The following is a 338-nucleotide window of genomic DNA, read 5'->3' on the forward strand; positions in this document are numbered from 1 at the left end:
CGGGCGATGGAGGATGCGGCGAAGGATGGCTACGTCTTCAATACCGGACCGGAACTCGAGTTCTTCCTCTTCAAGATGCTCGACGGGCGGCCGACGACACAGTTCCAGGACGTCGGCGGTTACTTCGACCTTGCGCCGACCGACCTTGCCGAGGACGTCCGACGTGAGATCATCCTCGCCCTCACCGAGATGGGATTCGAGATCGAGGCCTCCCACCACGAAGTCGCCGAGAGCCAGCACGAGATCGACTTCAAGTACAGCGACGCTCTCCATACCGCCGACAACGTCATCACGTTCAAGTTTGCGGTCAAGACGATGGCGCTGATGCGCGGCCTGCA

Annotated in this window: 1 pseudogene; it reads left to right on the forward strand. The window is 60.9% G+C overall.

Going from position 1 to position 338, the window contains the following annotated elements:
- A pseudogene (locus ACI94_RS08810) lies at positions 1-338 on the forward strand (type I glutamate--ammonia ligase); the annotation flags it as partial.

Origin of the sequence: Methanoculleus sp. DTU007 (assembly GCF_001512385.1) — an archaeon.
Taxonomy (GTDB): Archaea; Halobacteriota; Methanomicrobia; order Methanomicrobiales; family Methanoculleaceae; genus Methanoculleus; species Methanoculleus thermophilus.